The sequence below is a fragment of the Streptomyces sp. G-G2 genome (genome assembly GCF_030063135.1).
Classification (GTDB): Bacteria; Actinomycetota; Actinomycetes; order Streptomycetales; family Streptomycetaceae; genus Streptomyces.
Map to the genome: position 1 here is coordinate 69,851 of NZ_JASISO010000006.1, position 23,102 is coordinate 92,952.

Annotated in this window: 18 protein-coding genes; 13 read left to right on the forward strand and 5 right to left on the reverse strand. The window is 73.3% G+C overall.

Annotation, left to right across the window (positions count from 1 at the left end; genetic code table 11):
* Positions 1-59: 59 nt before the first annotated feature.
* The 3 genes from QMF80_RS06880 to QMF80_RS06890 are packed head-to-tail and all read left to right on the forward strand — an operon-like array spanning position 60 to position 3,453.
* Positions 60-1,661, forward strand: coding sequence for a flavin-containing monooxygenase (locus QMF80_RS06880; RefSeq protein ID WP_283450782.1), 1,602 nt, complete (start codon positions 60-62; stop codon positions 1,659-1,661).
* Positions 1,658-2,572: an alpha/beta fold hydrolase gene (locus tag QMF80_RS06885; protein WP_283450516.1), complete on the forward strand. Its 915-nt coding sequence runs from the start codon at positions 1,658-1,660 to the stop codon at positions 2,570-2,572. The genes QMF80_RS06880 and QMF80_RS06885 overlap by 4 nt, the downstream gene beginning before the upstream one ends.
* Complete coding sequence (locus QMF80_RS06890; RefSeq protein WP_283450518.1) at positions 2,569-3,453, forward strand: SDR family oxidoreductase; 885 nt, start codon at positions 2,569-2,571, stop codon at positions 3,451-3,453. Before QMF80_RS06885 ends, QMF80_RS06890 begins: the two co-directional genes overlap by 4 nt.
* Positions 3,454-3,560: 107 nt before the next feature.
* Here the strand turns inward: QMF80_RS06890 and QMF80_RS06895 are convergent, their stop codons facing one another.
* Both QMF80_RS06895 and QMF80_RS06900 read right to left on the reverse strand, forming a co-directional pair.
* Positions 3,561-3,725, reverse strand: coding sequence for a hypothetical protein (locus QMF80_RS06895; RefSeq protein ID WP_283450519.1), 165 nt, complete (start codon positions 3,723-3,725; stop codon positions 3,561-3,563).
* Between the two features lie 52 nt (positions 3,726-3,777).
* Positions 3,778-7,077, reverse strand: a complete 3,300-nt coding sequence (locus tag QMF80_RS06900; RefSeq protein ID WP_283450520.1) for a S41 family peptidase — start codon at positions 7,075-7,077, stop codon at positions 3,778-3,780.
* Positions 7,078-7,326: 249 nt separating this feature from the next.
* Here QMF80_RS06900 and QMF80_RS06905 point away from each other — a divergent pair, with 249 nt between their 5' ends.
* Together QMF80_RS06905 and QMF80_RS06910 are read left to right on the forward strand one after the other, a co-directional pair.
* The gene (locus QMF80_RS06905) at positions 7,327-7,920 is read left to right on the forward strand and encodes a TetR/AcrR family transcriptional regulator (protein WP_283450521.1); all 594 of its coding nucleotides are present in this window, start codon (positions 7,327-7,329) and stop codon (positions 7,918-7,920) included.
* 129 nt (positions 7,921-8,049) lie between these two features.
* Positions 8,050-10,257, forward strand: a complete 2,208-nt coding sequence (locus QMF80_RS06910; protein WP_283450523.1) for an MMPL family transporter — start codon at positions 8,050-8,052, stop codon at positions 10,255-10,257.
* A 73-nt stretch (positions 10,258-10,330) separates the two neighbouring features.
* Here QMF80_RS06910 and QMF80_RS06915 read toward each other — a convergent pair whose 3' ends face one another.
* Positions 10,331-10,726 carry an SsgA family sporulation/cell division regulator gene (locus QMF80_RS06915; protein ID WP_283450525.1) on the reverse strand — a complete coding sequence of 132 codons (396 nt, stop codon included), beginning with the start codon at positions 10,724-10,726 and terminating at the stop codon, positions 10,331-10,333.
* Positions 10,727-10,924: 198 nt separating this feature from the next.
* Here QMF80_RS06915 and QMF80_RS06920 point away from each other — a divergent pair, with 198 nt between their 5' ends.
* Genes QMF80_RS06920 through QMF80_RS06935 form a run of 4 tightly spaced genes read left to right on the forward strand, consistent with a single transcriptional unit; the run spans position 10,925 to position 14,752 of the window.
* Positions 10,925-11,992 carry an energy-coupling factor ABC transporter permease gene (locus tag QMF80_RS06920; protein WP_283450526.1) on the forward strand — a complete coding sequence of 356 codons (1,068 nt, stop codon included), beginning with the start codon at positions 10,925-10,927 and terminating at the stop codon, positions 11,990-11,992.
* A gap of 1 nt (position 11,993) precedes the next feature.
* Positions 11,994-12,755 (forward strand): cobalt ECF transporter T component CbiQ, encoded by a 762-nt coding sequence (gene cbiQ, locus QMF80_RS06925; protein ID WP_283450528.1) that lies wholly within the window; start codon positions 11,994-11,996, stop codon positions 12,753-12,755.
* Entirely contained in the window at positions 12,743-13,519 is a 777-nt protein-coding gene (locus QMF80_RS06930) for an energy-coupling factor ABC transporter ATP-binding protein (RefSeq protein WP_283450530.1), read from the forward strand. Before cbiQ ends, QMF80_RS06930 begins: the two co-directional genes overlap by 13 nt.
* 60 nt (positions 13,520-13,579) lie before the next feature.
* The gene (locus QMF80_RS06935) at positions 13,580-14,752 is read left to right on the forward strand and encodes a serine hydrolase domain-containing protein (RefSeq protein WP_283450532.1); all 1,173 of its coding nucleotides are present in this window, start codon (positions 13,580-13,582) and stop codon (positions 14,750-14,752) included.
* A gap of 107 nt (positions 14,753-14,859) precedes the next feature.
* Here the strand turns inward: QMF80_RS06935 and QMF80_RS06940 are convergent, their stop codons facing one another.
* Both QMF80_RS06940 and QMF80_RS06945 read right to left on the reverse strand, forming a co-directional pair.
* Positions 14,860-16,479, reverse strand: coding sequence for a penicillin-binding transpeptidase domain-containing protein (locus QMF80_RS06940; protein ID WP_283450534.1), 1,620 nt, complete (start codon positions 16,477-16,479; stop codon positions 14,860-14,862).
* A 47-nt stretch (positions 16,480-16,526) separates the two neighbouring features.
* Positions 16,527-18,293, reverse strand: a complete 1,767-nt coding sequence (locus QMF80_RS06945; protein ID WP_283450536.1) for a dolichyl-phosphate-mannose--protein mannosyltransferase — start codon at positions 18,291-18,293, stop codon at positions 16,527-16,529.
* Positions 18,294-18,404: 111 nt separating this feature from the next.
* On the opposite strand from QMF80_RS06945, the gene rsmI reads away from it, so the two are divergent.
* From rsmI to QMF80_RS06965, 4 genes are all read left to right on the forward strand, one after another.
* Complete coding sequence (gene rsmI / locus QMF80_RS06950) at positions 18,405-19,334, forward strand: 16S rRNA (cytidine(1402)-2'-O)-methyltransferase (RefSeq protein WP_502962784.1); 930 nt, start codon at positions 18,405-18,407, stop codon at positions 19,332-19,334.
* A 141-nt stretch (positions 19,335-19,475) separates the two neighbouring features.
* Positions 19,476-20,021, forward strand: coding sequence for a hypothetical protein (locus tag QMF80_RS06955; protein ID WP_502962785.1), 546 nt, complete (start codon positions 19,476-19,478; stop codon positions 20,019-20,021).
* A gap of 114 nt (positions 20,022-20,135) precedes the next feature.
* Complete coding sequence (locus QMF80_RS06960; protein ID WP_283450538.1) at positions 20,136-21,068, forward strand: TatD family hydrolase; 933 nt, start codon at positions 20,136-20,138, stop codon at positions 21,066-21,068.
* 691 nt (positions 21,069-21,759) lie between these two features.
* Positions 21,760-23,007, forward strand: coding sequence for a resuscitation-promoting factor (locus QMF80_RS06965; protein WP_283450788.1), 1,248 nt, complete (start codon positions 21,760-21,762; stop codon positions 23,005-23,007).
* Positions 23,008-23,102: the final 95 nt, after the last annotated feature.

The window sequence follows — 23,102 nt, forward strand, 5'->3', positions numbered from 1 at the left end:
GGCGCGATTGCGGGGTGCAGGCTGTGAATGAAGCGGAAGCGGAAGCGGAGGCGGCGGGCATGGGTGGACGCGCGGATGAGCGTGAGCACGTACGGGTGGCGGTGGTCGGGTCCGGGTTCGGCGGGCTCGGCGCCGCCGTACGGCTGCGGCGCGAGGGGATCACGGACTTCGTCGTCCTGGAGCGCGCGGACTCGGTGGGCGGGACCTGGCGCGACAACAACTACCCGGGGTGCGCGTGCGACGTGCCCTCGCACCTCTATTCCTTCTCCTTCGCGCCCAATCCCGACTGGCCGCGCACGTTCTCCGGGCAGCCGCACATCCGCGCCTACCTGGAGCACGTCGCCGACACCTTCGGGCTGCGCCCGCACCTGCGGCTGAACACCGAAGTCGAGCTGATGCGCTGGGACGCGGACGAGCTGCGCTGGGAGATCGAGACCTCGCGGGGCTCCTTCACCGCCGACGTCGTCGTCTCCGCGACCGGGCCGCTCTCCGATCCCAGGATGCCGGAGATCCCGGGGCTCGCCGAGTTCCCCGGCAAGGTCTTCCACTCGGCGCGCTGGGACCACGACTACGACGTGCGCGGCAAGCGCGTCGCCATGATCGGCACGGGCGCCTCGGCGATCCAGATCGTGCCCGCGATCGCCCCCGACGTGGAGCGGCTGACCCTCTTCCAGCGCACCCCGCCGTGGGTGATGCCCCGCACCGACCGCGCCATCAGCGCGGGCGAGCGCTGGCTGCACCGCCAGCTGCCCTTCACCCGCGCCGCGCGCCGCGGCCTGCTGTGGGGGATCCGGGAACTCCAGGTCGGCGCCTTCACCAAGCACCCGAACCGGCTCGGCCTGATCGAATCCCTGGCCAAGGCCAACATGGCCCGCTCGATCAAGGACCCGCAGCTGCGGGCCAAGCTGACGCCCTCGTACCGGATCGGCTGCAAGCGGATCCTGCTGTCGAGCGAGTACTACCCGGCGCTCGCCCGGCCCAACGTGGACCTCGTGGCCTCCGGGCTGAAGGAGATCCGCGGTTCGGTGCTGGTCGCGGCCGACGGCACGGAGACCGAGGTGGACGCCATCGTCTTCGGTACGGGCTTCCACGTCACGGACATGCCGATCGCGGACCGGGTGGTCGGCGCCGAGGGCCGCACGCTCGCGGACGAGTGGAAGGACGGGATGCGGTCGCTGCGCGGGGCCACCGCGGCGGGCTTCCCGAACTGGATGACGATCATCGGGCCCAACACCGGGCTCGGGAACAGCTCGATGATCCTGATGATCGAGTCGCAGCTGAACTACATGGCCGATTACGTCCGCCAGCTCGGCGTACTCGGCGGGCGCGCCGCGCTCGCCGCGCGCCCCTCCGCCGTGCAGGCCTGGAACCGGCGCGTGCAGGAACGGATGAAGCGCACCGTGTGGAACACCGGCGGCTGCACCAGCTGGTACCTCGACGCGAACGGCCGCAACACCACGGTGTGGCCCGGGACGACCGCGGAGTTCCGGCGCGAGACCCGGGGGGTGGACCTCGCCGAGTACGAGGTCGTGCGCGGCCGGGACGGGCGGCCGGGGCGGCTCCCCGCGCCCGCGGCGGTCCGGGCGGACGTCCCGGCCGGCGCGGCAGCGGCGTCCGACGCCGAGAGCGTGCCCGCGGGCGCCGCGGACGGTGCCGCGTGAACGCCGGGCGCACGCTGGAGGCCGTCTCCGCCGACGGCTCCCGGCTGCACGTGGAGGTGCACGGCGAGGACGGCGCCCCCGCGGTGGTCCTGGCCCACGGCTGGACCTGCTCCACCCTCTTCTGGGCCGCCCAGATCCGGGACCTGGCCGCCACCCACCGGGTGATCGCCTACGACCAGCGGGGCCACGGCCGCAGCCCGGCCGCCCGGGCGCACAGCACCGAGGCCCTCGCCGACGACCTGATCGCGGTCATGGACGCCACCCTCGCCCCCGGGGAACGCGCGGTGGTCGCCGGGCACTCCATGGGCGGGATGACGGTGATGGCCGCCGCCGGGCGCCCCGGCTTCGACGAGCGGGTCGCCGCCGCGCTGCTGTGCAGCACCGGCAGCTCGGGGCTGGTCGCGCAGGCGCTGGTGCTGCCCCTGCGCGCCGGGCGCGTCCGGACCCGGATGACCGGCGCGGTCCTCGGCTCGCGCGCCCCCCTGGGACCGGTCACGCCGGTGGCGCGGATGGTGCTCAAGTACGCCACGATGGCCCCGGGTTCGGCCCCCGACCGGGTCGACGCCTGCGCCCGTATCGTGCACGCGTGCCCCACCCCGGTGCGGCGCGCGTGGTCCAAGGTGCTGGCCGGGCTCGACCTGGACGACCGGCTCGCCCTGCTCACCGTGCCCACCGCCGTCATCGGCGGCACGGCCGACCGGCTCACCCCGGTGGCGCACGCCCGCGGGCTCGCCGCCGCCCTGCCGAACTGCGTCGGGCTCACCGAACTGACCGGCGTGGGCCACATGACCCCGATCGAGGCCCCCGAGGCCGTCACCGGTGTCCTGCGGGAACTCGCCGCGCGCCACCTCGGGCCGACCGGCACCCCGGCGGCCGACCCCACCGTGCCCACGAAGGAGAAGACGGCGTGAGCGAGCACAAGAGTCTGGAAGGCCAGGTCGCCGTGGTGACCGGCGCCGCCCGCGGCGTCGGCGAACTGCTCGCCCGCAAGCTGTCGGCGCGCGGAGCCAAGGTCGCCTTGGTGGGCCTGGAGCCGGAGGCCCTCAAGGAGGTCTCCGAGCGGCTGCACACCGACAGCGACCACTGGTACGCCGACGTCACCGACCACGAGGCCATGGCCCGGGTCGCCCAGGAGGTCAAGGAGCGCTTCGGGAAGGTGGACATCGTCGTCGCCAACGCCGGGGTCGCCTCGGGCGGGCCCTTCGGCGACTCCGACCCCGACGCCTGGCGCCGGGTGATCGAGGTCAACCTGATCGGCGGGGCCGTCACCGCCCGCGCGTTCCTGCCCGTCCTGATGGAGAGCCGCGGCTACTTCCTGCAGATCGCCTCGCTCGCCGCGATCACCCCGGCGCCGATGATGACGGCGTACTGCGCCTCCAAGTCCGGGGTCGAGGCCTTCGCGCACTGCCTGCGTGCCGAGGTCGGCTACAAGGGCGTCAAGGTCGGCGTCGGCTACCTGTCCTGGACCGACACCGACATGGTGCGCGGGGCCGACCAGGACGAGGTCATGCGGGAGCTGCGCCAGCGGCTGCCGTGGCCGTCGAACCGTACGTACCCGCTCGGGCCCGCCGTGGACCGGATCGTCGCCGGGATCGAGCGGCGCTCCGCGCACGTGTACGCGCAGTGGTGGCTGCGCGGCATGCAGGGCGTGCGCGGCTACCTGCCGGGGATGATCGCGGCGGTCGGGCAGCGCGAGATGAAGCGGTTCGAGCCGCGGCTGGCCGGGGTGTCCAAGGGGCTCGTGGGCGCGGGCGGGGCCGCCGACGAGCAGGAGCGCACCCGGCGCCCCTGACCGGGGGCGGGCGCACGAAAGGGGCGTGATCCGTGGAACGGCACGGATCGCGCCCCTCGCTGCTCCGCCGCTCCGCTGCTCGGCTGCTGGGTCGCGCACCCGCTCCGCTACTTCGCGAACGGCTCGTCGAAGGTGTCGCGAGCCCGCTCTTTCACCTGGTCACCGGCCTGTGACGGACGCTCGGGGGCCGCGTCCCGCTGGCCCCGCGCGGCCGCCTCGGCTCGTGCCGCCAATTCCTTCGCCTTGTCCTGGAACTGCTCTCTGATACCCATGCGCCTAGAATTCCACGACCGTATATACCTCGCATTTCGGTCAGGTTTCCGCTCAGTTCCGGGGTGGCAGCTTCGGACGGCGCCGGTCCGGTACGTCCGCGTAGCCGGGCGGTACCGCCGCCGGGTCCTGTTCCAGCAGTTCCAGCGCCAGGTGCACCGCGTCGTCGAGCTGCGCGTGCCGGCCCTCCGCCCAGTCCAGCGGGGTGCGCAGCATCGCCAGGTCCGGCTCGACGCCGTGGTTCTCCACCGACCAGCCGTACTCCGGGAACCACGCCGCGTTCATCGGCACCGTGATCACCGTGCCGTCCCCCAGGGTGTGCCGGCCTGTCATCCCGACCACCCCGCCCCAGGTGCGCTGGCCGACCACCGGGCCCAGGCCCAGCAGCTTGAAGGCCGCGGTGATCATGTCCCCGTCCGAGGAGGTCGCCTCGTCGGCGAGCGCCACGATCGGACCGCGCGGCGCGTTGGAGGCGTACGAGACCGGCTGGGCGTTGCGGGGCAGGTCCCAGCCCAGGATCGACCGGGTCAGCTTCTCCACCACCAGCTCGCTGATGTGCCCGCCCGCGTTGCCGCGCACGTCGACGAGCAGGGCGGGCCGCGAGACCTCCAGGCGCAGGTCCCGGTTGAACTGGGCCCAGCCGGAGCCGCCCATGTCGGGGATGTGCAGGTACCCGCACTTGCCGCCGCTTAGCTCGCGGACCACCGCACGCCGCTTGGCCACCCAGTCCTGGTAGCGCAGGGGCCGTTCGTCGATGAGCGGTACGACCGCCACCCGGCGGGCCCGGCCCTCGCCCTCGGCGGGCTGGACGGTCAGCTCCACCGTGGTCCCGCCCGCCGCCGCCAGCAGCGGGTAGGGCCCGGTGACCGGATCCACGGGCCGCCCGTCCACGTGGGTGAGCACGGCGCCCTCGCGGATCCCGGTACCGGCCAGCGGCGAACGCGCCTTGGAGTCGGAGGAGTCGCCGGGCAGGATCCGGGCGATCACCCAGGCGCCGTCGCGGCACACGAGGTTGGCGCCGAGCAGCCCGATCGCCCGCTGGTAGTGCGGCGGGCCCTCGTTGCGGCGGGCGGAGGAGACGTAGGCGTGCGAGGTCCCCAGCTCGCCCAGCACCTCGCGCATCAGGTCGGCGAACTCGTCGGGGGACGCGACCCGTTCGACCAGGGAGCGGTACTGGCGCAGGATCCCGTTCCAGTCGATCCCGCACATCTTCGGTTCCCAGAAGTAGGCGCGGATGATCCGCCCGGCCTCCTCGAAGGCCTGGCGCCACTCGGCCGCCGGATCCACCTCGTGCAGGATCCGCCGCAGGTCGAGGTAGACGGTCGAGTCGCTGTCACCCGACTCGGTCGCCGGTACGGCGCGCAGCTCCCCGTCGTCGTTGACGACGAGGCGGGTCCCGTCGCCGCTGACCGCGAACCAGTCCAGCCCGGAGGCCAGTTCGGTCTTGCGCGCCTTGGTGATGTCGAAGTACTCCAGCGTCGGTTTCCCGCTGGTGTCGGCCGGGTTGGCGAAGGTCTCGCCGAGCGCGCCGGAGATGGGCCAGCGCAGCCACACCAGCCCGCCACCGCTCACCGGGTACAGGGCGGAGTACTTGGAAGCGGTCACCGGAAAGGGCGTGACCCGGCTCTCCAAGCCTTCCACCTCGACCATCACCGCGCCGTCACCGCTCTCGGAGTCACCCTCCACCGGGTCGAGCCCGCCCGCCGCCGGGCGCCCGTCCGCCGAGAACGCGAAGGGCGAGGGGGTCGCCGAGGACAGCGGCACCAGATAGGGGCGGCAGCCCAGCGGGAAGGACAGGTCCCCGGTGTGCACGTCGTAGACCGGGTCGAACCCGCGCCACGACAGGAACGCCAGATAGCGCCCGTCCCGGGTGAACACCGGGTTCTCGTCCTCGAAGCGGCCGTTGGTGACGTCGACGATCGTCCGCCCGCCCGGTCCGGAGATCCGCGCCATCTTGATCTGCCGCAGTGAACGGCCGATCCCCGGGTGCGACCAGGTCAGCCAGCATCCGTCGGGCGAGAACGCGAGGTCGGTCACCGGCCCGTTGACGGACCTGATCAGCTCGGTCACCTCACCGTCGGACTCCTCGGCGGCGTCGATCAGCAGCAGCCGCCCGTCGTTGGAGGCGATCGCGAGCCGCTCCCCGTCCGGGTCCGCGAGCAGCTCCAGTACGCGCCCCAGTCCGCCCGAGGCCAGCCTTCGCGGCTCGCGCTCCCCGCTGGCCCGCGGCAGGTAGGCGATCTCCACCGCGTCCTCGCCCTCCGCGTCCGTCACGTAGGCGACCTGGCCGCCGCTGCCCAGCATCTCCGGCAGCCGCACCCGCACGCCCGGGGTGTCGGCGATGGTCCGCGCGGGCCCGTCGCGGTGGGTGAGCCAGTACAGACTGCCGCGCACCACGACCGCGCTGGCCCGCCCGGTGGCGTCCACGGAGAGGGAGTCCACGTGACTGGCCGCCGGGACCTGGTACGTACGCCGTCCCGCGCGCGGCCCGCCCAGGCGCACCTCCAGCTTGCGCGGGACCGCGCCGGGCGCGAGGGAGTCGACGAGCCACAGGTCGCCCGCGCACTGGTAGACGACGCGGGTCCCGTCGCTGGACGCGTGGCGGGCGTAGAACTCCGCGTGGTCGGTGTGGCGGCGCAGGCCGGTGCCGTCGGGCAGGCAGGAGTACAGGTTGCCGATGCCCTCGTGGTCGGAGAGGAACGCGATCCGGCCGTCCACGAACATCGGGGAGTCGAGGTGGCCCTCGATGCCCTCCAGCAGCCGCTCGCCGTGCAGCCACAGCCGGCCGGTGGCGCCGCCGCGGTAGCGCTTCCAGGCGGCGGGCTCGTGCGGGGGCTTGCCGGTCAGCAGCAGGGTCCGCCGCTCGCCGGAGCCGCCCTCGCCGGCGGCCCCTTCCTCGTGGACGGCGATGTCGGAGACCGTCCCCCAGGGCAGGCGCCCGCCGGGGCTGCCGTCGGTGGGCAGGCTGTAGGCCCAGGAGAAGTAGGAGAAGGGCTGGCCGTGCGAGGAGACGGCCAGGATGTCGCTGCGGCCGTCCTTGTCGGGCGGGGTCCAGCCGCAGACCCGGGTGTCGGTGGAACCCCAGTGGGTCAGCCGCCGGGCCGGACCCCCCTCGACGGGGGCGAGGTGGATCTCGGGGTCGAGGCTGCGCCAGGTGGTGAAGGCGATGTGGCGGCCGTCCGGGGAGAAGCGGGGATGGCCGACCCGGGTCCGGTCGACGGTGATCCGCCAGGCCCGGCCCACCGGGCCTCCAGGAGGAACCAAGGGCGCCACCCAAAGATCGTCCTCAGTGGCGAAACACAGCATGTCGTCGTGCAGGTGCGGGAACCGGAGGTACGCGACGTCGTGACTCACCCCCCAATGGTTTCCGTGCCGAGGGGGGGCTGGCAACTCGTACACGTGATCCGCGCGTGATCCGCGCGTGACGCACGCCACTGCCACAAACGAAACGGAACGGTTTCGTTTCGCTAGCCGTCCGGGTATCTTCGGTGGAGTACTGGTCGTACGAGTCGCACACGTCGTACGGGCCGAACGCGTCGTACGAGCCGTACGACCGCACGCGACACGGCCGCTCGGGCCGCAACCGGTGGGAGGGACGTGGAGATGGCCGAAGAGGTCCTGTCGTCGCGACGCAGCCGGATCACCCCCGAGCGGGAAGCCGAACTCCACGGGGCGGTCCTGGACCTGCTGCGCGAGGTCGGCTACGAGGCGCTCACGATGGACGCGGTCGCCGCCCGCACCAAGTCCAGCAAGGCCACCCTCTACCGCCAGTGGGGGAGCAAGCCGGAGCTGGTCGCCAAGGCCCTGCGGTGTACCCAGCCGGTTTCGCTGCGGGACATCGACACGGGCAGCCTGCGCGGGGATTTCGCGATCATGGTCGAGAACTCCGACGACGCCCAGATGGCCAAGGACACCGCGCTGATGCGGGGTCTGGCCCACGCCGTCCACGAGAGCCCCGAACTCCACAAGGCGCTGCGCGACCTGCTGGTCGACCCGGAGCTGAACGGGCTCCAGGTGATGCTCCAGCGGGCGGTGGACCGGGGCGAGATCGCCCCTGGCTGTCCGGCGCTCGACTTCGTACCCCACATGCTCATCGGGGCGTTCATCGCGCTCCCGCTGATCGAGGACCGGTCGGTGGACCGGGCCTTCCTCGCCGACTTCATCGATGCCGTGGTCTTCCCCGCCCTCGGCGTCTGAGTCACCGGTTCCGACCCGTTCCACCCCTGTCCTGCTGCTCCTGACACGCCGCTCTCGTCGTCGGGCCGGCTCATCACGCCCTGATCCATCCCGGATCCATCCCACGACCTGAACGGGAGAACCGCCGACGTGGCCACCTTCCTCTACCGGCTCGGCCGGGGCGCCTTCCGGCGCCGCCGCTTCGTCGCCCCCGTCTGGGTGGCGCTGCTGTTCCTGGCCGGCTTCGGCGCGGCCTCCGCCTCCGCGCCCACCTCCGGATCCTTCTCGATACCCGGTACGGAGGCCCAGAAGGCCTTCGACCTCCTCGACCAGCGCTTCCCGGGCATGGCCGCCGACGGCGCCACCGCCCGCATCGTGATCAAGGCCCCGGCGGGCCAGAAGGTCACCGACCCCGGCATCAAGACCGAGGTCCAGAAGATCGTCTCCGATCTGAGGAGCGGCCCCGGCCGCGACCAGATCGCCTCGGTCACCGACCCGTACGAGGCCAAGGCCGTCAGCGAGAACGGCTCCACCGCCTACATCAGCAACAAGTACAAGGTCAGCGGCATGGAGCTGACCGACCAGACCCGTGACGCGCTGAAGGGCTCCGGCAAGGAGGCCCAGGCGCGCGGGCTGACCGTCGAGATCGGCGGCGACGCGCTGATGACGGCGCCCGAGACGGGTTCCGGCGAGATCATCGGCATCGCCATCGCGGCGATCGTCCTGGTCGTCACCTTCGGCTCGCTGATCGCGGCCGGGCTGCCGCTGCTGACCGCGCTGATCGGCGTGGGCATCGGCGTCTCCTCGATCACCGCGCTCGCCAACGTGCTCGACCTCGGCTCCACCACCTCCACCCTCGCGATGATGATCGGCCTCGCGGTCGGCATCGACTACGCGCTCTTCATCGTCTCCCGCTACCGGGCGGAACTCGCCGAGGGCCAGGAGCGGGACGAGGCAGCCGGACGGGCCGTCGGAACCGCGGGCTCCGCAGTCGTCTTCGCCGGTCTGACCGTGGTCATCGCCCTCGTCGGCCTGGCCGTCGTCAACATCCCGATGCTCACCAAGATGGGCTTCGCCGCCGCGGGCACCGTGGTCATCGCGGTCTTCGTGGCCCTGACCCTGGTCCCGGCCATCCTCGGCTTCGCGGGCAAGAAGGTGCTGCCCGCCGGTACGAAGAGCAAGCTCTTCGGCAAGGGGCGCCCGGCCCCGGCGGAGGGCAAGGAAGCCAAGCCGAACGGCGGCACCCGCTGGGCCCGCTTCGTGCTGCGCCGCCCGGTCATGGTCCTGCTGGCCGGTGTGATCGGCCTCGGCGTGATCGCGATCCCGGCGAGCAAGCTGGAGATGGGCCTGCCGGACGACGGCGCCCAGCCGGTCTCCACCACCCAGCGCCAGGCGTACGACCTGCTCTCCGAGGGCTTCGGCCCGGGCTTCAACGGCCCGCTGATGGTCGTGGTGGACGGCGGCAGGACCCTAGCGGACGCCACGGTCGAGCGGATCAAGAAGCTGGACGGGGTCGTCGCGGTCATGCCGCCGACGCTCAACAAGGCCGGGGACGCCGCCGTGATCACGGTGGTCCCCAAGGACCGCCCGTCCTCCGCGCAGACCGAGGACCTGGTCCACGAGATCCGCGCCGGCAGCGGCGACGACGTCTTCGTCACCGGCGCGACCGCGATGAACATCGACTTCTCGCAGAAGATGAACGACGCGCTGCTGCCGTACCTGGCACTCGTCGTCGGGCTCGCCTTCCTGCTGCTGATGCTGGTCTTCCGCTCGGTCCTGGTCCCGCTCAAGGCGGCCCTCGGCTTCCTGCTCTCGGTCGTCGCGGCCCTGGGCGCGGTCGTCGCGGTCTTCCAGTGGGGCTGGCTCGGCTCGCTCTTCGGGGTGGAGCAGACCGGTCCGATCATGTCGATGATGCCGATCTTCATGGTGGGCGTGGTCTTCGGCCTCGCCATGGACTACGAGGTCTTCCTGGTCACCCGCATGCGTGAGGCGTACGTCCACGGCGAGCGCCCGGGACAGGCCGTCGTGACCGGCTTCCAGTACAGCGCGCGGGTCGTCGTGGCCGCCGCCGTCATCATGATCGCGGTGTTCTCCGGCTTCATCGGGGCCAGCGAGCAGATGATCAAGATGATCGGCTTCGGCCTCGCGATCGCGGTGTTCTTCGACGCGTTCGTGGTCCGCATGGCCATCGTTCCGGCGGTACTGGCCCTGCTCGGCCACAAGGCCTGGTGGCTGCCGGGCTGGCTGGACCGGCTCCTGCCCAACGTGGACGTGGAGGGTGAGAGCCTGCGCAAGCACCTCGCCGGGTCCGCCGCCGCGCAGGGCCCGGACGCCGACCGCGAGCTGGTCAAGGTCTGAGCGCAGGCACGCGAAAGCCCGGCCCCGCACCCCGATCACGGGTGCGGGGCCGGGCTTTTCCGTGCCCGCCCGGCTACGCCTGACGGGTGAGGGCGGCGTTCGTACGGCGCAGGAAGCGGCGCAGCGCCGCGATGTCGAACTGGATTACGGCCACGCCCTCGGGCGAGTGGAACTCCACGACCGCCTGCACCCGTCCGCAGGGCCACACGCGGACGTCACCGGTCCCGGTCGGGGCCTGGAGGCCCGCCTCCAGCAGGGCGCGGGGGAAGACCCACTCGTTGTCGGTGCCCTCGGGGGAGAGGTCCGCGGGGAAGACGATCCGTACGGCCAGGGGTTCGTCGGGGGCGAAGCGCAGGTTGACCGGGATCTTGCGGTAGAGGGGATCGTCGCTGATCACGCGGGCGGTGACCCGTTCCTCGACGGCGGTGGCGACCGCGGTCGCGGGGGGATTCTCGGCGGGGGCTGACATCGACCGGTCTCCTCGTAATCGGAACATATGCGTCCGTATCACCCCCAGAATCGCATATTCCGACGAACGTGCGAGGCGCTTTCCGTGCTGTGGACGCTCTTGCCAAGCATTCGCAACTGAGCATTATTCTTAAACGGTCAAACACCGTGTTAGTCCGGCCGGTCCGCCGGTTCCCCCGCAGGAAGCGGAGCAACGCCCATGCATGTGCCCGACGGCTTCATCAACGCCCCCGTCTCGATGGCCGCCGGAGTGGCCGCCGCGGGCGCGGTGGCCGTCAGCCTGCGCGGCGCCCGCCGGGAGCTGGACGAGCGGACCGCGCCGCTCGCCGGACTCGTCGCCGCCTTCATCTTCTCCGTCCAGATGCTCAACTTCCCGGTCGCCGCCGGTACCAGCGGCCACCTCCTGGGCGGAGCGCTCGCCGCGATCCTCGTCGGCCCCTACACCGGGGTGCTCTGCGTCTCCGTCGTCCTGCTCATGCAGGGCCTGCTGTTCGCCGACGGCGGGCTGACCGCACTCGGCGTCAACGTCATGAACATGGCCGTGGTCACCGTGGTCGTCGCCTACGCCCTCTTCCGCGGCCTGCTCAAGGTCCTCCCGGACACCCGCCGCTCCGTCACCGCCGCCGCCTTCACCGGCGCGCTGCTCTCGGTGCCCGCCGCCGCCTGCATGTTCACCCTGCTCTACGCCCTCGGCGGGACCACCGACGTCCCCCTCGGCAAGGTCCTCACCGCGATGGTCGGCGTCCACGTCCTCATCGGCATCGGCGAGGCCGTGATCACCGCCCTCACCGTGGGCGCCGTACTCGCGGTCCGCCCCGACCTGGTCCACGGCGCGCGCGGGCTCGCCACCCCGCTCAAGCTGCGCGTCGACGGCAAGCTGATCGACGCGCCCGCCGCCGCGCCCGCCGCAGCCCCGGCCGCCGTCCCGCTCGCCGCCCGCTCCACCCGCACGATGTGGGCCGCCGGCCTGGTCACCGCCCTGCTGCTGGCCGGTTTCGTCTCCTTCTACGCCTCCGCCAGCCCCGACGGCCTGGAGAAGGTCGCCGCCGACCAGGGCATCGACCAGCGGGCCACGCCGCACGCCGCCGCCGACTCCCCGCTCGCCGACTACGGCGTCAAGGACATCACCGACGCCCGCCTCTCCGGCGGCCTGGCCGGGGTCATCGGCGTCGGCGCGACCATCGCGGTCGGCTCGGGGATCTTCTGGGCGGTCCGCCGCCGCCGCACGGACGACCGTACGGCCGCCACCGCCAGCGCGGCGCTCTGACATGGGCGCGGGCCACGCCCACAAGCTGTTCCGGCACGGGCACACCTCCGTCCACGCGCTGCCCCCGCACTGCAAGCTCGCCGCCGCGTTCTGCTTCGTGGTGATCGTCGTCTCCACCCCGCGCGAGGCGGTGTGGGCCTTCGCCCTCTACGCCGTGCTGCTCGCGACCGTGGCCGCGGCCGCCCGGATCCCGGCCGGCTTCCTGCTCAAGCGGATGCTGATCGAGGTCCCCTTCGTCGCGTTCGCCGTCCTCATGCCCTTCGTGGCCCAGGGCGAGCGGGTCGACGTACTCGGCATGTCCCTCAGCGTCTCGGGCCTGTGGGGAGCGTGGAACGTACTCGCCAAGGGCACCCTCGGTGTCGCCGTCTCCGTGCTGCTCGCCTCCACCACCGAACTGCGGGCGCTGCTGCTGGGCCTGCAACGGCTCAAGCTGCCGCCCCTGCTCGTCCAGATCGCCTCTTTCATGATCCGCTACGGCGATGTGATCAGCGACGAGCTGCGCCGCATGAGCATCGCCCGCCGCTCGCGCGGCTTCGAGGCCAGCGGCGTCCGGCACTGGGGGGTGCTCGCCAAGACGGCGGGCGCGCTCTTCATCCGCTCCTACGAGCGCGGCGAACGCGTGTACCTGGCGATGGTCAGCCGCGGATACACCGGTTCCATGCCGGTGATCGACGAGGTGGCCGCGACCCGCACCCAGTGGGCGTACGCGGCCGTGCTCCCGGTGACGGCCCTCGCCGTCTGTCTGATGGGATGGACCCTGTGACCGCTACCGCCCCCGCCCACGCGCCCTCCCTGGAAGTCTCCGGACTCGCCTACGCCTACCCCGACGGCCACCAGGCCCTCTTCGGCGTCGACCTGACCGTCGCGCGCGGCGAACGCGTCGCCCTGCTCGGCCCCAACGGCGCGGGCAAGACCACCCTCGTCCTGCACCTCAACGGCATCCTGACCGGCGGGGTCGGCTCCGTCACCGTCGCCGGGCTGCCCGTCGAGAAGCGGCACTACGCCGAGATCCGGCGCCGGGTCGGCATCGTCTTCCAGGACCCCGACGACCAGCTCTTCATGCCGACCGTCCGCGAGGACGTCGCCTTCGGCCCGGCCGCCGCCGGACTGCGCGGCGCCGCGCTGGAGAACCGGGTGCGGGAGGCGCTGGAGCGGGTCGGCATGGCGGACTTCGCCGACCGGCCCCCGCACCACCTCTCCTTCGGGCAGCGCCGTCGGGTGGCCGTGGCGACCGTACTGGCCATGGAGCCGGAGATCCTCGTCCTCGACGAACCCTCCTCCAACCTGGACCCGGCCTCGCGGCGCGAGCTGGCGGACGTACTGCGCTCGCTGGACGTCACCGTGCTGATGGTCACCCACGATCTGCCGTACGCCCTCGAACTCTGCTCCCGGTCCGTGATCCTCAGCGACGGGGTCATCGCCGCCGACGGGCGCACCCAGGACCTCTTGTGCGACGAGGAGCTGATGCGGGCGCACCGGCTGGAGCTGCCCTTCGGCTTCGACCCGCGCTCGGTGTCCGTGGCCTGAGCACCGATTGGCACCACCACGGATCGGCATAAGCGCGGACCGGCGTGCGTTGGACCGCTCGTGAACATTCAGGGTGAGGTGGCGGAGGGCTACGAGCCCGTCCGGGACGCGTTCGTACGGAACTTCGAGGTGCTCGGGGACCGGGGCGCGGCCGTCGCCGTCTACCGAGACGGCCGCAAGGTCGTCGACCTGTGGGGCGGCGCCCGGGACGCCGAGGGCTCCGCGCCCTGGGCGGCGGACACCGCGCAGATCGTCCGGTCCGCCACCAAGGGCGTCGCCGCGGCGGTGCCGCTGCTGCTCCACCAGCGCGGGCTGCTCGACCTGGACGCTCCGGTGGCCGCGTACTGGCCCGAGTTCAAGGCGGGCGGCAAGGAAGGGGCCCTGGTCCGGGACCTGCTCGCGCACCGGGCCGGGGTACCGGCGCTGGACCGGCCGCTGACCCCGGAGCAGGCCGCCGACGGGGTGTCCGGCGCGCGGGCGGTCGCCGGACAGCGTGCCTTCTGGGAGCCGGGGAGCGCGCACGGCTACCACGCGCAGACCTACAGCTGGCTGCTGGGCGAGCTGGTCCTGCGGGTCACCGGGGCCTCGCTGGGGCGGTGGCTGGCCGAGGAGGTCACCGGGCCGCTGGGGCTGGACTTCTGGATCGGACTGCCGGAAGCGGAGGCCCGCGCGGGCCGGGTGGGGCAGGTGGCTGCGGTGGAGCCACCAGAGCCGGCGGGGGGTGCGGGGCTCAGGGTCCGGCCCAAGCGGAACGTGTCCGAGGCCTACGCCGATCCGGGCTCCCTCACGCGGCGGGCGTTCGCGGCGATCACTCCGCTGCCGGACGAGAACGGCCCCGGGTACCGGGCCGCCGAGCTGGCCGCCTCCGCGGGGATCGGCACCGCGCGGGCGCTGGCCCGGTTCTACGCGGCCACCTTCGGGGGAACGGCGGGGGGCGGGCGGCGGCTGTTCAGCCCCGCGACCACCGCCCTGGCCGGGCGGGAGCTGTCGGCCGGGCCGGACCGGGTGCTGGTCGTGAACACCCGCTTCGGGCCCGGGTACATGCTGCACGGGGCGGCGTCCCCGATGCTGTCCCCGGCGTCGTACGGACATCCTGGGCGCGGGGGGTCCCTGGCCTTCGCGGACCCCGAGGCCGGGGTGGCCTTCGGGTACGTCACCAACGCCCTGACCCCGTCGGTCACGGCGGACCCCCGAGCCCAGTCCTTGATCCGGGCCCTGCGCACCACCCTCTGATCCCGCCGGGGCGGGCCGTTTCAGCCTGCCCGGCGTCCGGGGGCGCCGCCGGGCTCCGCCGGGGCCCGGCGGGGCTGGGTTTCGGGCCCCGCCCGGGTTCGGTGGGGTCAGGAGGCGGTCAGGATCTGGGCTACCAGGGGGCCCGCCGCGTCGACGCCGTGGCCACCGGCCTGGACCATGGCGGCGGCCGCCACGTCGCCGCTGAAGCCCGTGAACCAGCTGTCCGGGCTGCCCGCGCCGTCGACCTCCGCCGAGCCCGTCTTCGCCCCCTTGTCCCCGCCGACCGAGGCCATCACCTCGGCCGCCGTACCGCTGGTCGCGGTCTGCCGCATCATCTGGACGAGCTGCCGCGAGGTGCCCGGCTTCATCTGCCGCTCCGCCCGCGCCAGCACCCGCGCCCCCTGCCCCGCCTCGATGATCACTGGCTGGCGGAACACCCCCGTCTTCGCCGTCGCCGTGACGGAGGCGATGTTCAGCGGGCTGGTGCGGATCCGGCCCTGGCCGATGTACTCCGCCGCCGCCTCCGGCCCCGACGCCGCCGGGACGTCACCGTCGAAGGACGGCACACCCGTGCTCCACTCCAGCCCCAGCCCGAAGACCCCCCGCGCCTCGGCCGCCATCGCGGACTCGTCGCCGACCGCCTTCATCTGGCCGATGAACGCCGTGTTGCAGGACCTGGCGAAGTCCGTCGCGAAGCTCGCGCCCTTCAGTTCCATGTTCTCCAGGTTGTGGAAGGAACGCCCGCCCCCCGACACCGTCTTCGGGCAGTCCACCGCCTTGTCCGCGCTCACCACCCCCCGGTTGATCAGCATCGACGCCGTCACGATCTTCATCGTGGAGCCCGGCGCCCGGGTGCCCCGCATCGCCGCGTCGAAGCCGTCCGCGCGGTGGTTGGCCACGGCCAGGATGTGCCCGGTGCTCGGCTGGACGGCCACCACCGAGGACTCGGGGTACGCCGCCACCGCCTTCTCGGCCGCCGCCTGCACATCGGCGTCGAGCACGGTCTTCAGCAGGCCCGGCGTGCCCTGCGACAGCGTCAGCAGCACCCGCCGGGGAGCGTCCCGCGCGGCGGGCTCGATCCACAGCTCGACACCGGGGGTGCCGCCCGCCGCCGTCCCGTACGTCTTGCGCAACTGGTCCAGGACCGGCTTGAGCGAGGGGTACTTCTGCGCCGTCAGCTCCGCCCCGTCGCGGTCCACCGCCTTGACCGGCGGGGTCGGCGCCGCGCCCGCGCGCAGCTTCTCGTCGCTCTGGAGCTGCGGGTGCAGGATCGAGCTCTTCCAGTCGACCAGCGGTTTCCCGCCGGTCGCCCCGCGCACCACGGTCAGCTTGGACTCGTACGTCAGGGGCTTGGTGACCCCCTCGTACGTCACGTCCGCCGCCACCGTGAAGGGCACGGTGCCCCCGGTCGGCGTGCCGGGGGTGATCACGGCCTTCGACACGTACGCCGCGGTCCTGAACTCGCCCACCGCCGACTGCGCGAGCGCCGCGTTGTTCGTCAGGTCGGCCGCGGCCCGTTCGTCCCCGGCGGCCCAGGCCGCGAGGAACTCCTTCGCGGTCCGGGCCGTCTCCCGCTCGCTCGGCGGCCCGGACCGCTGCTCCGCCACGGGCCGCGTCCCGCCCCCGCCGGAACCGTCCCCCACCAGCGCGTACACCCCGTAGCCGGTCGCGCCCACCATCGTCAGGAACACCCCGCCGACGACGGCACCCCTCGCTGCCCCGTTCATACAGTCCCCTCCCCAGGAGCCACATCTGTCTGAACATGTTCAGGGGCTCACACCCAGGTGTCCAGCCACATCCGGCCTCTCCAGGAGTCCATGGGGATGGGTTGGCCGGTATAGATGGGCCAGAAGTAGATGAAGTTCCACACGATCAGCAGGACCAGCACCCCAGCCCCGATCGCCCCCACCGCCCGCCGCCGTTCCGATGATCCCGCCGGGCCCAGCAGCGCGCCGATCATCATGGCCACCGCCAGACACAGGTACGGGATGAAGACCACGGCGTAGAAGTAGAAGATCGTCCGCTCCTGGTAGTTGAACCAGGGGAGCAGGCCCGCGGCCAGTGCGCACGCGATGGCGCCCGCCCGCCAGTCGCGGCGGAAGAACCACCGCCACAGCACGTACAGGAGCGCGAAGACGCCCGCCCACCACAGCAGCGGCGTGCCCAGGGCCAGCACCTCGCGGGCGCACTTGCCCACCTCCGTCGCGGGGCAGCCGTCGGTGCCGGGCGCGGGGGACTGGTAGTCGTAGGAGACGGGACGGCCCAGGACCAGCCAGCTCCACGGGTTCGACTGGTAGGTGTGCCCCGAGGTCAGTCCCACGTGGAACTTGTAGACCTCCGTCTCGTAGTGCCACAGGCTCCGCACCCACTCCGGCAGGAACGACAAGGCGCTGCCCTGGTCCTGCGTGGCGGCCCAGTCGCGGAAGTAGCCGCCCTTGCCGTTGTCCGGGCTGAGGATCCAGCCCGTCCACGAGGCGACGTACACCGCGATCGCCACCGGCACGGTGGAGAGGAACCCGGGCAGCGCGTCCCGGCGGAACATCGCCGCGTACGGCGTGCCCGCGCCCGCGACCCGGCGCGCCGAGGCGTCCCACAGCACGGTCAGCACGCCGAAGAAGGCGAGGACGATCAGACCGTTCCACTTGGTGCCGAAGGCCAGGCCCAGCGAGATCCCGGCGAGGATCCGGTACGGGCGCCAGCCCAGCCGCAGCGTCTCGGCGATCACCGGGTCGGGCCGGGTGCGGCCCTCCGCGTCCACCGGCAGCGCCGCCGCGAGTCTGGCCCGGGCCTTGTCCCGGTCGATCAGCAGCGCCCCGAACGCGCCGAGCACGAAGAACATCAGCACCAGGTCGAGGAGCGCGGTCCGGCTCATCACCAGGTGCAGGCCGTCCACCGCCATCAGGCCGCCCGCCAGGCAGCCGAGGAAGGTGGAGCGGAACAGCCGCCGCCCGATCCGGCACAGCATCAGCACCGACAGGGTGCCGAGCAGCGCGGTCATGAACCGCCAGCCGAAGGGGTCGAAGCCGAACATCCACTCGCCGAGCCCGATCACCCACTTGCCGACCGGCGGGTGCACGACGTACCCCGGGTCCGTGGGCAGCACCACCCCGTCGGGGTTCGACAGGATCGACTTGTCGATGTCCTTGGGCCAACTCGCCTCGTAGCCCTGCTGGATCGTGGCCCAGGCGTCCTTCGCGTAGTACGTCTCGTCGAATATCACCGCCTTCGGGCTGGCGAGGTGGACGAACCTCAGCACCCCGGCGACCAGCGCCACCAGCAGCGGACCGGCCCACGCCAGCACCCGCAGCACCGTCGCGGTCGCCGAGGAGGGCACGCCGAGCGCCGTCCACAGGGTCACCGAGGGCTGCGCGTACGGCGGCACGAGCCGGGCGCGGACATCGGTCCGCGGCCCCCCGCCCGGCGGCACGTAGCCGAAGCCGCGCAGGCGGCGCAGCCAGGTCGGCGGCTCGTTCTCGCCGTCGCCGGGCGGCGCGGGCGGGGCCCCCGCGGGGCTGGGTTGCGGCGTCGCGGTACTGGTCACCGGGTCATCGTAGGGAACAGGGCTGTGCGAACCCCAGTACCGGGGGCCGACCGGGCTGATCAAGAGGAGTGGCCGGGCCGCGGGGCCGCGGGGGGCTGAGAGGATGTGGGGGTGACCACTGCGCAGCCCCGAGGTACCGAAGCCGCCCACCCGACCACCGACCCGGCGGGTGTGCTCGTCCTCGCCGGGACCCCGATCGGGGACCTCGCGGACGCGCCGCCCCGGCTCGCCACCGAGCTGGAACGGGCGGACGTGATCGCCGCCGAGGACACCCGGCGGCTGCGCCGCCTGACCCAGGGGATCGGCGTGCACACCACGGGCCGGGTCCTGTCGTACTTCGAGGGCAACGAGTCCGCCCGCACCCCCGAACTGGTCGAGGCCCTCCTCGCCGGATCCCGGGTGCTGCTGGTGACCGACGCGGGCATGCCCTCGGTGTCCGACCCCGGCTACCGGCTGGTCGCCGCGGCCGTGGAGAAGGACATCAAGGTGACGGCCGTGCCCGGCCCGTCCGCCGTCCTCACCGCGCTCGCCATGTCCGGGCTGCCGGTGGACCGGTTCTGCTTCGAGGGGTTCCTGCCGCGCAAGGCGGGCGAGCGCCTGAGCCGCCTGCGCGAGGTCGAGGGGGAACGCCGCACGCTCGTCTACTTCGAGGCCCCGCACCGCCTCGACGACACCTTGGCCGCGATGGCCGAGGTCTTCGGGCCCGAGCGGCGGGCCGCCGTGTGCCGTGAGCTGACCAAGACCTACGAGGAGGTCAAGCGGGGCGGTCTCGGCGCCCTCGCCGAGTGGGCCGCCGAGGGCGTACGTGGCGAAATCACGGTGGTCGTCGAGGGCGCGCCCGATCCGGTGCCCGGCGACGTGGACGCCGAGGAGCTGGTGCGCAGGGTGCGGGTGAGGGAGGAGGCGGGGGAGCGGCGCAAGGAGGCCATCGCGGCGGTCGCCGCCGAGGTCGGCGTACCCAAGCGCGAGGTCTTCGACGCGGTGGTGGCGGCAAAGAATGCGGCACAAAAGGTGCCGCAGGTCGGTAAAGAGCTAGGCTGAAAAGCAAAGCTCAGACCGCGCACAGGGCGCTTTGGGCATGCTTGGCCCAAAGGCCGTCCAACACTGGACAGGGCCTGATGCGCTCCCGCCGGAACAGGCGTCCACTGGCTAGTGAAATACCAGCGGACAAGAGGAGCTGGCATGAGTGAGATCGCAGACACCCCGGTTCCCGCGGCCCCGCCGGTCGCGACCGCACCGACCGTCGCGCCCGTCAGGACCACCGCAGCCGTACGGACCGTGCGCGAGGCCTATGCCTTCGCGTGCATGAAGTGCGGGTACGGCTGGGAGCAGGCGTACGAGATAGAACACCACGTGGACGGGCTCGGCCACCCGTTCATCGTCTACACGGTCAAGGGCGGCGACCGGGTCCCCTCCCCGCTGTCGAACCCCACCTGCCTGAACTGCGGTGGCCACGTCGTACGGATCATGCGGGAGGGGCAGGTCTCCTCGGTACTCGGCATGCTCGACCAGCTCTACCACCACCGGGTCGCGCCCGGGATCGCCGGTCCCGTCCCGGCCGGGGCGGACACCCCGCGCCGCCCCAAGGCGCCGAAGGCGGCGCGGCCGCGCAAGGCCTCCCGGCTGCACGACGCACCCGGACCGGTCGCGATCGACCCCGACGCGCGGGACGCCGGAGGGGGCAAGGGGCTGCTGGGGCGCCTGTGGCGCCGGATCCGCAGGGGCTGAGCCGGTCTGAGCCGCGGGACCCGAGCCGGCCCCGCGGCCCTGAGCGCCCGGTGCGGCCCCGTGCGGCCATGAGCCGGGGGCGCTGTCCTCGCGGCCGGTCATAAGATCGCCCGTATGAGTGCCAGCCCTTCCGGCCCCCGCCGCAAAGACGCCGACCGCGACACCCCGCCGCCGCTGCCCGAACCCCTGCGGGTGCCGGTGGCGGACTCCCACACCCATCTCGACATGCAGAGCGGCACCGTCGAGGAGGCCCTGCGCAAGGCCGCCTCGGTGGGCGTGACCACCGTCGTCCAGGTCGGCTGCGACGTGTCGGGTGCGCGTTGGGCGGCCGAGACCGCCGCCGCCTACGACAACGTCCACGCGGCCGTCGCCCTCCACCCGAACGAAGCTCCCCGCATCGTCCACGGGGACCCGGGGAGCACCTCCCAGCCCCCTGGGACCGGGGGAGGACGGCCCGGCCAGGGCGGCCGGCCCGGCGGCGGCGAGGCGGCCCTGGACGAGGCCCTCGCCGAGATCGAGGCGCTGGCCGCCCTCGCCCACGTCAAGGCGGTCGGTGAAACGGGTCTGGACTACTTCCGCACCGGACCGGAGGGCGTGGCCGCGCAGGAACGCTCCTTCCGCGCCCACATCGAGATCGCCAAGCGCACCGGCAAGGCCCTGGTCATCCACGACCGCGAGGCCCACGCCGACGTGCTGCGCGTCCTGCGGGAGGAGGGGGCGCCCGAGCGGACCGTCTTCCACTGCTACTCCGGCGACGCGGAGATGGCCCGGGAGTGCGCGGCCGCCGGGTACTACCTGTCCTTCGCGGGGACGGTCACCTTCAAGAACGCCGCGCAGCTGCGCGAAGCGGTCGCGGTGGCCCCGGCGGAGCTGCTGCTCGTCGAGACGGACGCGCCGTACCTGACCCCGGCGCCGTACCGCGGGCGGCCCAACGCGCCGTACCTCATTCCGCTCACCGTCCGTGCGATGGCCGCCGCCCGCGGCATCGGCGAGGACGCGATGGCCACCGCCCTGGCCGCCAATACCGCACGCGCGTTCGACTACTGACGGGCGCCCGCGGCCGCCCAGCGACGACACGCTGTGTAGTGCCTCGGCTTTGATGCGTGACGAACGCTCCGCTAGGGTGCCGTGCCCGAACCAACGGGACCGGACCAGTGGAGCGAGCGTCGTGAGCGATACCCAGGGCAGCCACCGCCGTGGCCCGGGCCGCCGGTCCGTCCGGGACCAGCCCGACGGGGCGGCCCCGGCGGCGGCCCCGGCGGCCGCCCCGGCCCCGGAGGAACCGGAGGCGGGCGTCCCCGCGCCCCGCAGCGGCGAACGCCGGGCCGCGCGCCGCCGCAAGGCGGAGTCCACCCCCACCGTCCGCCGCGCCCGCGGCCGCGTCCCTCTCCCGGCCGCCCCGGCCGCCGTGACCGCTTGGCCCCCCGCTCCCGTGACCGCCTGGCCCGCCCCCGAGGCGCCCGAGGCCCCCGGGCCCGCGAACGGGGCGGACTGGCTGGAGGCCGCGCGCCGCGAAGCGGCCGACGCCGACCCGCTCGGCACCGCCTGGCCCGGGCCGCCGGACGACGAAGGGGACCCGTGGGTCGCCGTCGCCGTCGCGGTCGGCGCCCCGGGCGCCGGACCCGGTCCCACGCCCGGTCCCACGCCCGGTCCCACGCCCGGTCCCACGCCCGGTCCCACGCCCGGTCCCACGCCCGGTCCCACGCCCGGTCCCACGCCCGGTCCCACGCCCGGTCCCCTGCCCGGTCCCACGTCCGATCCCGCTGCGGACCCCGGTACGGCCGGTGGCGCGGCCACGGCGGCCGAGGTGCCCCCGCCACGCCGCGGCAGACACGACGGCGGGCCCGCCGCCACCGCCACCCGGACCCGGCGCGGCAACAAGGCCGGGCGCGGCACCGCCAGCTGGCGCCGGATCGTCCCGCAGGCCCTCGTCGTCGCCTTCCTCGCGGGCGGCACCTCCGCCTTCGTCGCCGCCGACAAGGCGGTCCGGCTCACCGTGGACGGCGAACCCCGCACCCTGCACACCTTCGCCGACGACGTCGACGAACTGCTCCGGGCCGAGGGGCTCGGCGTCGGCCCCCACGACCTCGTCGCCCCCGCCCGGGCCGCCGACCTCGACGACGGCGACGAGATCGTCGTCCGCTACGGCCGCCCGCTCCAGCTCACCCTCGACGGTCAGCGACGCCAGCTGTGGACCACCGCCGACACCGTCGAGGGCGCCCTGCGCCAGCTCGGCGTCCGCGCCGAGGGCGCCTACCTCTCCGCCCCCCGGACCGCCCCCGTACCGCGCGGCGGGCTGACCCTCAACGTCCGCACCGAACGCAGCGTCACCTTCATGGCCGACGGCCGCGAACGCACCATCCGCACCAACGCCGCCACCGTCCAGGAGGCCCTCGACCAGGCCGGGATCTCCCTGCACGCCCAGGACACCACCTCCGTGCCGCCGGGCTCCTTCCCCCGCGACGGCCAGACCGTCACCGTGCTGCGCATCACCGGCACCCGCGAGGTCCGCGAGGAGCGCATCCCGTACGAGACCGAGAAGGTCCGGGACGACGCCCTGTTCGCCGGGACCGAGGTGGTCGAACGCGTCGGCCGCCCCGGCGCACGCCGGGTCACCTACAGCCTCCGTTCCGTCAACGGCGTCCGGCAAAAGCCCCGCCGGATCGCCGAGGAGACCCTGCGCGAGCCCGTGTCCCAGCTGGTCAGGGTCGGCACCCGGCCGCTGCCCGACTCGGTCGCCGGGGCGGACGGCCTGGACTGGGGGGCACTGGCCCACTGCGAATCGGGAGGCCGGGCCTCGGCCACCGACGCGTCGGGAACGTACGGCGGCCTCTACCAGTTCGACGTGCAGACCTGGCAGAGCCTCGGCGGCAGCGGCAGCCCCCAGGCGGCGTCCGGCACGGAGCAGACGTACCGGGCCAAGAAGCTCTACGTGCAGCGGGGGGCGAGTCCGTGGCCCCATTGCGGCCGTAGGCTTTACCGGTGAGCACCGCAGAGCAGGACAACGCAGAGCACGGCACCGCAGAGCACGGCACCGCAGAGCACAGCGCCGGGAACGAGGCCCCCGCGCAGAGCCCCGAC